9 protein-coding genes are annotated in these 11,649 nt (G+C 45.1%); 3 read left to right on the top strand and 6 right to left on the bottom strand.

All coding sequences use genetic code 11. The features are described 5' to 3' along the window. The 5 genes from AACQ21_RS07675 to sixA all read right to left on the bottom strand — a co-directional run. The coding region (locus AACQ21_RS07675; protein WP_146127526.1) for a sigma-70 family RNA polymerase sigma factor at positions 1-386 on the bottom strand (386 nt) is incomplete at its 3' end. After that, entirely contained in the window at positions 379-1,266 is an 888-nt protein-coding gene (locus AACQ21_RS07680; RefSeq protein ID WP_010318888.1) for a MinD/ParA family protein, read from the bottom strand. The genes AACQ21_RS07680 and AACQ21_RS07675, both read right to left, overlap by 8 nt. Positions 1,267-1,279: 13 nt before the next feature. Then, positions 1,280-2,767, bottom strand: a complete 1,488-nt coding sequence (gene flhF, locus AACQ21_RS07685; RefSeq protein ID WP_088732741.1) for a flagellar biosynthesis protein FlhF — start codon at positions 2,765-2,767, stop codon at positions 1,280-1,282. 52 nt (positions 2,768-2,819) lie between these two features. Then, complete coding sequence (gene flhA / locus AACQ21_RS07690; protein WP_013856364.1) at positions 2,820-4,913, bottom strand: flagellar biosynthesis protein FlhA; 2,094 nt, start codon at positions 4,911-4,913, stop codon at positions 2,820-2,822. A 181-nt stretch (positions 4,914-5,094) separates the two neighbouring features. Continuing rightward, positions 5,095-5,559, bottom strand: coding sequence for a phosphohistidine phosphatase SixA (gene sixA / locus AACQ21_RS07695; RefSeq protein WP_017042529.1), 465 nt, complete (start codon positions 5,557-5,559; stop codon positions 5,095-5,097). Positions 5,560-5,773: 214 nt separating this feature from the next. On the opposite strand from sixA, the gene AACQ21_RS07700 reads away from it, so the two are divergent. Next, entirely contained in the window at positions 5,774-8,551 is a 2,778-nt protein-coding gene (locus tag AACQ21_RS07700) for an insulinase family protein (RefSeq protein ID WP_105976700.1), read from the top strand. A gap of 26 nt (positions 8,552-8,577) precedes the next feature. On the opposite strand, the gene AACQ21_RS07705 is transcribed toward AACQ21_RS07700, so the two are convergent. Then, positions 8,578-9,174: a VOC family protein gene (locus AACQ21_RS07705; protein ID WP_105976701.1), complete on the bottom strand. Its 597-nt coding sequence runs from the start codon at positions 9,172-9,174 to the stop codon at positions 8,578-8,580. Between the two features lie 205 nt (positions 9,175-9,379). On the opposite strand from AACQ21_RS07705, the gene argS reads away from it, so the two are divergent. Together argS and AACQ21_RS07715 are read left to right on the top strand one after the other, a co-directional pair. Continuing rightward, on the top strand, positions 9,380-11,116 hold the full coding sequence (gene argS, locus AACQ21_RS07710) for an arginine--tRNA ligase (RefSeq protein WP_105976702.1): 1,737 nt from the start codon (positions 9,380-9,382) through the stop codon (positions 11,114-11,116). An 83-nt stretch (positions 11,117-11,199) separates the two neighbouring features. Then, positions 11,200-11,628 carry an HIT family protein gene (locus tag AACQ21_RS07715; protein ID WP_013856359.1) on the top strand — a complete coding sequence of 143 codons (429 nt, stop codon included), beginning with the start codon at positions 11,200-11,202 and terminating at the stop codon, positions 11,626-11,628. Positions 11,629-11,649: the final 21 nt, after the last annotated feature.

The following is an 11,649-nucleotide window of genomic DNA, read 5'->3' on the forward strand; positions in this document are numbered from 1 at the left end:
ATGCCTAAATACTTCGCAACTTCTGTATCAGTTGGGTTTCGGTTTAGCTCACCTTCTAGAACTGAAATTGCATGGGTTATCTCTCGGTTGTGTTTATGAACCGAGCGTGGAACCCAATCACCACGCCGAATATCGTCGAGCATAGCTCCACGAATTCGAATTCCTGCGTAGGTTTCAAAGCTTGCACCTTTACTCCCATCATAATTTTTTTGTGCTTCAAGTAGGCCTATCATACCGGCTTGTATTAGATCTTCGACCAATACGTTTGGTGGCAGGCGACCTGCTAAATGGTGTGCAATACGCTTAACCAATACAGAGTATTTTTCTAAAAATGCTTGTTGGCTCTTTAGGTTTCCGTGTTGGTCATAAGTAAGCGCTTTATTCACCGAATGGTTCCCCTACACTTTCTGTTCTATTTAGCAAACGCTCGACAAAAAATTCCAGATGGCCTGTCGGCGTTCTTGGAATTGGCCACGTTAACGCTTTACTTGCCAACGAGCTGATTGCCAGTGCCGCAGGTGACCGTGGAAACGCATCGACCACTATTTTTTGTTTTTTTACTGCTTGTCGCACTTTATCATCCAAAGGTATGCAAGCAACAAGTTCAAGGCTCACATTTAGGAATCTTTCTGTCACTAAAGTTAATTTAGCAAATAATTCCCGTCCTTCACGATAACTTCTGACCATATTGGCCACAATTTTAAAACGTTGCACTTGGTGTTCACGACTTAAGAGCTTGATCAGCGCGTAAGCGTCGGTGATGGATGTCGGTTCGTCACATACCACGATCACTACATCTTGTGCGGCGCGACAGAAGCTCACGACCATATCAGAAATACCTGCGGCTGTATCGATGAGCAGAATATCCATCTCATCTTCTAAACTGCCAAAGGCGCGTATTAAACCAACATGTTGGGCGTGTGACAACTCTGTCATCGACTGTGTGCCCGAGGTCGCTGGAATTATTCGTATCCCAAAAGGCCCCTCGACGATGGCATCTTTGAGTTCACACTCGCCAGCCAGTACATGCCCTAAGTTTCGCTTCGGGCGTATGCCAAGCATCACATCCACGTTAGCTAAACCTAAGTCTGCATCCAACACCATGACTTTTTTGCCTTGACGAGCCATGCAGATCGCCATGCCGAGTGTCACGTGAGATTTACCCACACCACCTTTACCACCAGTCACAGATATGACTTTGGTCAGTGACGGTTGAGTTAAGCGGCGTAAACCGCTCGCTTGGTCATATATCATATTATTCGCCATATTTGTCCGCCGCCTAGAATCTCTCGGAGTCGCTGCTCCAATAGTGAGGTTCATTCTCTGTCGACTTCTCTAGCAATTCGTTTGCCTTTGCAACCATGTACTTCGGCTGGGCAATCACAATATCTTCTGGTACACGCTGGCCATTCGCGATGTAAGCAACGGGCAGTGCGTTTTGAACCACGACACTCACAAATTCCCCTAAGCTCAATGATTCATCAAGCTTAGTCATAATGCACCCTGAAAGAGGGATCCTTCTAAAGTGCTCGATTGTTTCTTGTAATACTTTTCTTTGTGCCGTTGCAGGCAGAACAAGGTAACTGTGGATGATTTCGCCACTCTCTTGCATCAGGGTATCGAGCTGCTCTGATAACCGAACATCACGCTGCCCCATCCCCGCGGTATCAACTAAAATTAAACGCCGATTTCTTAGCTGATATATTACATCGGCTAACTCACTGGAATCTTTAGCAACTCTTACTGGACAACCCATGATTCGGCCATAAATAGAGAGCTGTTCATGAGCACCAATACGGTAGGTATCTGTGGTGACTAGAGCGACGTTATCAGCGCCATACTCCATAGCGGCGCGAGCGGCTAGTTTAGCAATGGTGGTGGTTTTACCAACCCCTGTTGGGCCTAATAGCGCAACCACACCACCACGTTTCAGAATATCTTGTTTGGAAACAGGGACTTGATCAGCCACTAAGCCAAGCAGTGCCTTCCAAGCTTTAGTTGGAGCAGTATCTTCTGGGATATAGCACGCAAGCTGGTCAGCCAGTTCTTGTGAAACCCCCATGCGCTCAAGTCTTTTAATGAGCATGGCACGCAAAGGTTCTCGACGCTCAACTTCTTGCCACATTAATCCTGACACTTGATGTTCTAACAGGCGGCGTATTGAGGTCATCTCTTCACGCATGTTTTCCAGCTCTGGGTTCGAAACACTCGCCTCTTGCGTTGGGTAACGATCATAACGTGACGGATCTAACTTCGGCGTTTGACGGGTGGACGCTCTTCTATCCTCTGCAATTAACTTCGCTAATGGCGAATCGGCTCGTAACTCTGCACTACCGTGTCCTGAGTTGGTGTTAGATGAACCTGATTGACGTTGCAATAATGCAGAGAGCGAATCTTCATTTTCGGCGTGATAGTCCGAATCTGAGCCACTTGGTGCGCTGTACTGCTTTAACATATTTGCAAAACGTTTGGTCATTGAACGCCCAGTGTCTGCGCTGTTTTGCAGGCTGACTCGATCATCATCCAACTCACGAGAGGATTTGTTCAAAGACGGGGTGACTTGGGTGTAACCTTGTTGTCTAGGCTGCGAATTATAGCGCTTGGCACTGTTTTGCTGGGTGGGCTGTTCACCATCCACAGCGGCAACGATTTCCACACCACCCGCGACTTTTTTATTCGACATGATCACCGCTTCCGCACCAAGCTCTTCTTTCACTTGCAGCAGCGCTGTTCGCATATCTTTGGCAAAAAATCGTTTTATTTTCAAAGCAGATATCCGTGTTAAATGGCTAAAGCCCGATTAGGTAACAACAGTTTCGTTAGTTCCCAACGGCTTGAACAATCCGAATTTGTTTCTCGTCAGGTATTTCTTGATAAGAGAGCACACGCAAATTAGGTATCGTGTTTTTCACAAACTTCGCCAAAGTTGAACGAAGCACACCAGACGTGAGTAACACGGCGGGCTCACCTTTCAATTCTTGTTCTTGCGTTGCATGGCTCAGTGCAGCTTGTAAACGCTCTGCTAAGCCTGGCTCAATACCTGCCGATTCTCCTCCTGACGCCTGCATGGTTTGATGCAATATTTGTTCCAGCTCAGGAATCAGTGTTATCACTGGTAGTTCAGGTTCTATACCATTGATTTCTTGGACGATTAAACGCTTCAATGAGATTCGAACGGCCGCCGTTAGGATGTCAGGTTCTTGACTCCGCCCAGAATACTCCGCCAAGGTTTGTATTATGGTTCGAATATCTCGGATTGGAATCGCTTCATTGAGTAGGTTTTGCAGTACCTTAACGACTGTACCCAACGGCAGTTGATCTGGAACGAAGTTTTCAACTAGCCTTGGCGCTGAGCGACCCAGCATTTCAATTAAGTTTTGAACCTCTTCATGACCAATCAGTTGCGAGGCGTTATTAGTGAGAAGCTGACTCAAATGAGTGGCGAGTACGGTCGATGAGTCCACAACTGTGTAACCGAGAGCTTGTGCGTGTTCACGTTGTTCTTCACGGATCCAAACCGCTTCAAGGCCGAATGCAGGGTCGAGTGTGCGTTCACCGTCAATAACACCATAGACTTGACCAGGGTTAATCGCCAGTTCTTGATCTGGGCGGATCTCCGCTTCGCCAACAGCTACCCCCATTAAGGTAATGCGATAACTATTGGGTGTTAATTCTAAATTGTCACGAATATGCACTGCGGGGATGAGAAAACCAAAGTCTTGCGACAGTTTTTTCCGAACACCTTTTACGCGTTCGAGCAGCTCTCCACCTTGATCTCGGTCCACCAGCGGTATCAATCGATAGCCCACTTCTAAGCCAATCACATCAACGGGTTGAACATCATCCCAAGAGAGCTCTTTTTGAGTGGGTGCTTCGTTGTCCACTTTTGCAGGCAGTTTCTTTTCATCGGCGGTTTTTTTCTGTTTGCGTATCATCCAATACGCGCAACCACCCGCTAATGCGGCTAGCAATAAGAAAGCAAAGTGAGGCATACCCGGTACAATGCCCATGATGCCGAGAATACAAGCGGTAATCATCAATGCTTTAGGGTTGTCAAACAGTTGGAAGACGACTTGCTCTCCCATATCTTCATCGGTATTTTGACGGGTAACCATCATGGCAGCGCCAATCGAAAGCAGCAATGAGGGGATCTGAGCCACTAAGCCGTCACCAATGGTCAGCAGTGTGTAGATTTGGATCGCTTCTTTAAAACCCAACCCATATTGCGCCATACCAATCGATAAGCCGCCAATAATGTTGATGAACAAAATTAAGATCCCAGCAATCGCATCCCCTTTAACAAATTTTGACGCACCGTCCATTGAACCGTAGAAATCCGCTTCTTTGGTTACTTCGAAACGTCGTAGCCGCGCTTGGTCTTGATCGATTAAACCCGCATTTAAGTCCGCATCTATGGCCATTTGCTTACCCGGCAAGGCATCTAGGGTAAAGCGAGCACTCACCTCAGAAATACGTCCCGCACCTTTGGTTACTACCATGAAGTTGATGATCATCAAGATCAAAAACACCACTAAACCAACGGCGTAGTTACCACCGATCACCACACTACCAAACGCTTCAATGACGTTACCAGCCGCCCCAGGGCCTTCATGACCATACAATAAAACCACACGGGTTGAAGCGACGTTCAAGGCTAGTCGAAGTAAGGTTGCAATAAGCAAAACCGTAGGAAAAGCAGCAAAATCAAGCGGTCTACGGGTATAGACAGTGACGAGTAACACCACCATCGATAAGGCAATGTTAAAAGTGAAAAACAGATCCAATAGGAAGGCTGGGATCGGTAAAACGACCATAGCCAACGTGGCCAATACCATAACCGGCGCACCGATTGCTGGCATACTTCGCTGCGGTATTGATGGCAATTTATCTGCAAATGGGAGAGTAAATTTCATAGGTTAGCAAGCAATCTGTTGATAAATATCTATAAATGCGACAATGCGTTAACTCGGCGATGCAATTTTTAGTCCAGTAAAACAGTCAAAATAATGGCTACATTAGTAAAGGCAATAACCCTTCACTTAACGTAGCCTAGTTATTCAAATTACGTGAACTTCTTTTACTTTGAATGGTGGTTTAAGGATTAATACTCCAGATCTGCTGTCCTTTACGCAACTCTCTATCATATTCGATACCAATCAGACCGGATGTGGGGAACATTGGAGGGACTAAATCGGTAACGAATTCAGCCGCGAGATAGCCAACTAACGGTAAATGAGACACCAGCAGCACTGATTCGATTTGTTCTACATCGGCCAAGGCAGAGACATACTCAAATACCACTTCCGCTTTCCCATAAGGTGTGATGTCATCACAGGTCACAACATCATCGGCATTAAAATAAGAGGCTATCGCAGCCCAAGTTTGCTGCGCCCGTAAGTAAGGGCTTACCAATACTTTATCTACATGGCGAAGATCTTGCTTTTCACAAGCACGAGCCACAGCAACAGACTCACGAAGACCTCTTTCGGTTAAGGCCCTTTGTGCATCACTCGCTGCATAATGTTCAGCTTCTCCGTGACGCATAATAAAAATCTTCATTACTCATTCCTAGTGGTTATTATCTATGCCGTCTAGGCGGCTTTATTCTCGATTATATCAGGCAACCAAGCAAAGACTTCGACACTGTTAACAGTCTATTAAAAAGTCTCCTGAAGGACTAAAATGGCACTTCGCTCATAAAATCATTGCTTGAAATTTGCACCTAACCGTTTCAACGCCATAATTAAAAAAGCCTTTTCTGTGGAGAGTCACTGTGCATTTAAGCCCTAACGACACCAACCAATACCGCTACATTACGTTAACTAATGGTCTGAGAACATTACTTATTCAAGCGGATGATGCACAAAAGTCAGCCGCTGCTTTAGCGATTAATGTGGGGCATTTTGATGACCCTGAAGACAGAGAAGGTCTTGCCCACTACCTGGAACACATGCTGTTTTTAGGCACAGAAAAGTACCCGAAAATTGGTGAGTTTCAAAGTTTTATTAATCAACATGGTGGCAGCAATAACGCATGGACTGGTACAGAGCACACCTGTTTTTTCTTTGATGTAAGCCCAAATCATTTTGAAAAAGCCTTGGACCGATTCAGCCAATTCTTTTGTGCCCCCTTGTTTAATGAAGAAGCCCTAGATAAAGAACGCCAAGCGGTGGATTCTGAATTTAAACTCAAACAGAATGATGATTCGAGAAGGCTCTATCAGGTTCAAAAAGAAACCATCAATCCGCAACACCCGTTTGCTAAATTTTCAGTGGGTAATTTAGAAACGCTGTGTGATAGAAATGGTGTCTCTATCCGTGAAGAAATTGTCCGTTTTCACCATGAAAATTACTCGGCTGATTTGATGACGCTCTCGCTAGCAGGCCCACAGACACTTGATGAGTTAGAGCAGTGGGCAAGAGATGAATTTTCCTCCATCCCAAATAAACAGCTCGGTCCGAAAAAAATAGAGGTGCCTTTTGTTTTAGACGCGCACCGAGGCGTCTTGATTCAAATCGAGCCACGAAAAGAGATCCGCAAACTGATTTTAAGCTTCCCTGCCCCAAGCGCGGATGACTTTTATCATGTCAAACCTCTCTCTTATTTCGCCCATCTCATCGGTTACGAAGGTGAAGGCAGTTTAATGCTGGCATTAAAAGAGAAAGGTTGGATCACGTCCTTATCGGCTGGAGGCGGCGCGAGTGGCAGCAATTATCGTGAGTTTTCGATAAGTTTTAGCCTGACACATGAAGGCGTAAAACAGGTCGATAACATCATCCAGTCACTCTTTACTCAGATTAAATTAATCGCAGAGCAGGGGCTGAACGAATGGCGTTACCTTGAGAAAAGAGCGGTGCTTGAATCGGCTTTTCGCTTTCAAGAAACGACAAGGCCATTAGACATGGTCAGCCATTTAGTGGTCAATATGCAGCACTATCAGCCGCAAGACACTATCTATGGCGATTATATGATGGCGGGCTACAACGAATCGCTACTTAAGCAAGCACTTCATTATTTGACTCCTGAAAACCTACGCGCCACGTTAATTGCTAAAGATGGGTATTACGATAAGAAAGCGAAATGGTATTTTACACCTTATTCAATTACTCCATTATCGGCGTCACAACTTGCAGCATTCGCAACCCCTTGCGACATTGAAACAAACTTACCGCCACTCAATCCTTTTATCTGTTACGACTTAGACCCAAAACCATTAGAGCCTTCAACGTCTTTAAACCCGGAAATCATTGAAGAGTTACCAGGCTTTCGTTTATGGCATCTACAAGACCATGAATTTAGAGTGCCTAAAGGGGTAATTTACATCGCGATTGATAGCCCCATCTCGGTAGCCACTGCTCGAAATATTGTTAAAACACGTCTCTGTGTGGAAATGTTTTTAGACTCGCTGGCCACGGAAACTTATCAAGCAGAAATTGCTGGGATGAGTTACAACATGTACGCTCATCAAGGCGGCGTCACCCTGATGCTTTCTGGTTTTAGCGAAAAACAACCACAGTTAATGGAGATGATTCTCGCACGCTTTGCTAAACGTGATTTTAGCCTAAAACGCTTTAACACCATCAAGCAACAACTGCTTCGTAACTGGCAAAATACCACTAAAGATCGTCCAATTTCGCAGCTTTTCAATGCAATGACGGGTATTTTACAACCCAACAACCCTCCTTATGAAACGCTACTTGGTGCCTTAAAACAGATAGAAGTCGATGAGCTCAGTGATTTCGTTGAACAAATATTAGCGCAACTTCATGTTGAGATGTTTGTCTATGGCGACTGGTTAAGAAGTGATGCACAAGCGATGGCAGATACGCTTAAAAATGCATTACGAGTCAAAGATCAACAGTACGAGGAATCATTAAGACCACTCGTCATGCTCGGAGAGAGTGGGACTTTTCAAAAAGAGGTTCACTGCGATCAAGAAGATTCTGCTGTGGTGGTCTATTATCAGTGCAATGATGCCGCACCGCGCAGCATCGCCTTATATTCATTAGCTAATCACTTGATGTCCGCTACATTTTTTCATGAAATTCGTACTAAGCAGCAACTTGGTTATATGGTCGGAACGGGCAACATGCCATTAAACCGTCACCCAGGCATCGTACTCTACGTCCAGTCACCGAATGCTGCCCCTTATGAGCTGATTAGCGCTGTAGATGAATTTTTAAATGCTTTTTACATGGTGTTGCTGGAGCTCAACGAATACCAGTGGCACAGCAGTAAGCGCGGTTTATGGAATCAAATTTCAACGCCCGACCCCACCCTTCGCAGCCGTGCGCAAAGACTTTGGGTTGCTATCGGCAATAAAGATGCCGGCTTTGATCAAAGAGAGCAGGTTTTGAGTGAACTGAAATCACTCAGTCGCAGTGATATGATCCGCTTTGTGGTCAATGAGCTAAAACCAAGGACCGCCAATCGACTGATCATGCACAGCCAAGGAAACGCACATCAAACGGTTCAGAAACTCAGTTTAGGGCAAGAAATTGGCTCAATTGAAGCGTTCCAGCTTCGGCCTAAAAGCTATAACTTAGGATAACCGTACTTCATCGCCATCAGAGCAATTTATCTTTGCTCTGATTTTACGATCTTTTTTAAAGAGTGGGGATGCAGTTTAATGCACACGCCTTGCCACTTAAATGCAACCGTCGGGTTATGTAATCGCTCTCCTTCCCCTTTTGGACTGGACAATTTAACTTGAACACCTTGAGTGTCTAATGTTGTCCAGCATTCTTTTAATTGTGGGTAAACCGACAGTATATCCTGCAAATAGGCTTGCGCGGTTTGTGCCTCAGATGGCACCACAAATTCCACATGCTCCCAGCTCTGCTCTGGGTAAATTTTTCCCTCGGCAGGGTAAGGCAATTCCAAACATTCTATTGACCAACCATAAGCCGATAGCGGCACCGAAAATTCAATCACAATGATAGGACGGCCATTTATCTGAGCACTCGATATTTCTCGTCCTTCCCCCAGCCATGCCGCATGTGCTAATGACGCTAATTTACGATCATTAATGCGCAGTGCAATGTGGTCAGCTTGATTTGTGGATAAATCAATATGCAAAATTTTGGTTAATTCTTGAATTTTATGCATAAATTTATCTAAATCCTGCTTAAGCTGTTCAGGATGAAGCGCTGCATTCTTCAATGGTTCAAGCATTTAAATGGTCCAAAATGATGATTATCGTCTAATAGTACCAACAACTCTTCGAAAAGTAGAAAATTTCCTAATTTAGTCCCTATAAGCGCCTCAATAAAATTGGTATTATGTGCGCCAAATGATGAACAAAATTAAGATATGTATTGGCACTAAATGGTGAATAAAATGCATACCTTTGCAATTCCAAGAATTAAAGGAAACGCGTGTGAATATCCAAGCACTGATTAATGACAAAGTATCTCAGGCTCTTGAAGCCGCAGGCGCACCAGCTGGCAGTCCTGCTGCTGTTCGCCAATCGGCTAAAGCGCAATTTGGTGACTATCAAGCCAATGGCATTATGGGCGTAGCTAAGCAACTGGGTACCAACCCGCGAGAATTTGCTCAAAAAGTATTGGATGTTCTGGACCTCGATGGCATTGCGAGCAAAACGGAAATTGCAGGCCCAGGTTTTATCAACATTTTCCTCAGTGAAGCGTTTCTTGCTAAACAAGCGGATATCGCCCTAGCAGATGAGCACCTTGGTGTAACCAAAGAAGCGCAGAAGACGATCGTCGCAGACTACTCAGCGCCTAACGTTGCCAAAGAGATGCATGTAGGCCACTTACGCTCAACCATCATTGGTGACGCCGTTGTACGTACCTTGGAATTTTTAGGCCATAAAGTGATCCGCGCCAACCACATCGGTGACTGGGGCACGCAATTTGGTATGTTGATAGCCAACCTTGAACGTGTGCAACAAGAATCTGGTAACGAAGTTTCAATGGAACTTTCCGATCTTGAAGCTTTCTATCGTGAGTCAAAAAAACTCTACGACGAAGATGAAGTGTTTGCCGCTAAAGCACGAAATTATGTGGTCAAACTACAAAGCGGTGACGAATTCTGCGCTCAAATGTGGAAAAAATTGGTGGACATCACCATGATCCAAAACCAGCGTAACTATGATCGTTTGAATGTTTCGCTCACGCGCGATGATGTGATGGGCGAAAGCATGTACAACGACATGTTGCCCGGCATCGTAGCCGATTTAAAAGAAAAAGGTTTGGCGCAAGAAGATGATGGCGCACAAGTCGTTTTTCTTGAAGAATACAAAAATAAAGATGGCGAGCCGATGGGCGTTATCATCCAAAAACGTGATGGCGGCTTCTTATACACCACAACCGATATCGCGTGTGCAAAATACCGTTATGAAACCTTAGGTGCGGACCGTGTGCTGTACTTTATCGACTCACGTCAACATCAGCACCTAATGCAAGCATGGACGATTGTCCGCAAAGCGGGCTATGTACCTGAAGAAGTGACTCTTGAACACCACGCCTTTGGTATGATGCTAGGTAAAGATGGTCGCCCGTTCAAAACTCGTGCTGGCGGTACTGTTCGTCTGGCCGATCTTCTCGATGAAGCGCAAGAGCGTGCCGCTAAATTAATTGAATCCAAAAACCCTGATTTAGACGCCGCAGAAAAAGCGAACATTGCCAATACTGTCGCGATGGCCGCAGTGAAATACGCTGATCTTTCTAAGCACCGTACTACCGATTATGTGTTTGACTGGGACAACATGTTGGCATTTGAAGGTAACACTGCACCTTACATGCAGTATGCCTACACACGTGTTGCGTCAATTTTTGCTAAAGCAGGCGTATCGATGGATAACCTGACGGGTGAAATTAAAGTCACACAAGAGAAAGAAAAAGCTTTGATTGCGAAACTTCTGCAGTTTGAAGAAGCGGTACAAGCCGTTGCCCGCGAAGGCCAACCTCACATTATGTGTAGCTACCTATTTGAATTAGCTGGCCAATTCTCTAGCTTCTATGAAGCATGCCCTATCTTAGTCGCTGAAGATGAAAGTGTGAAACAAAGCCGCCTAAAACTGGCTGCGTTGACAGCAAAAACCATCAAGCAAGGTCTGTCGCTACTCGGTATTAATACATTAGAACGTATGTAACGACAACTATGAGTGAATGAAAGGGTTGACCATGGTCAGCCTTTTCTTTTATCGGTGATAACATCCGTGCAAGTGAGATTGACATGAATTTTGAACTCCACCCGCAACTGGCCAAAGACACTTCCGTCATTGGTGAATTTCCTCTTTGCTTAGCCTTACTCCATAAAGATAATGCCGTGCCTTGGATTATTCTGGTGCCTAAACGTGCCAATTTGAAAGAGCTGCATCATCTACCAATGCAGGAACAGCAACAATTTTTATGCGAATCTCAAGCCGTTAGCCAAGCTCTTGAAGCCACGTTTTGTCCAGATAAACTCAATTTAGGTGCGCTGGGTAACATGGTTCCTCAGCTCCATATTCACCATGTCGCTCGATTTAAAAATGACATAGCATGGCCTGGGCCTATCTGGGGCAATACTCAAGGGATAGTGAGAGCCGAACAAGAACAGCAAGCGATCTTAACCAGAATCCAAAATGTTCTATCACTGAGTTCTATTTTTAGAAAAGGATAAACGTCGTCTCTCACACCATAT

Source organism: Vibrio sp. V01_P9A10T6, assembly GCF_963877065.1.
Taxonomy (GTDB): domain Bacteria; phylum Pseudomonadota; class Gammaproteobacteria; order Enterobacterales; family Vibrionaceae; genus Vibrio; species Vibrio anguillarum.

What these genes read in the sequence shown, in the direction of transcription:
- AACQ21_RS07715 (WP_013856359.1), top strand. Translation starts at nt 11,200, where the DNA reads ATGAATTTTGAACTCCACCCGCAACTGGCCAAAGACACTTCCGTCATT.
- sixA (WP_017042529.1), bottom strand. Translation starts at nt 5,559, where the DNA reads ATGAAGATTTTTATTATGCGTCACGGAGAAGCTGAACATTATGCAGCG.
- AACQ21_RS07680 (WP_010318888.1), bottom strand. Translation starts at nt 1,266, where the DNA reads ATGGCGAATAATATGATATATGACCAAGCGAGCGGTTTACGCCGCTTA.
- flhA (WP_013856364.1), bottom strand. Translation starts at nt 4,913, where the DNA reads ATGAAATTTACTCTCCCATTTGCAGATAAATTGCCATCAATACCGCAG.
- AACQ21_RS07705 (WP_105976701.1), bottom strand. Translation starts at nt 9,174, where the DNA reads ATGCTTGAACCATTGAAGAATGCAGCGCTTCATCCTGAACAGCTTAAG.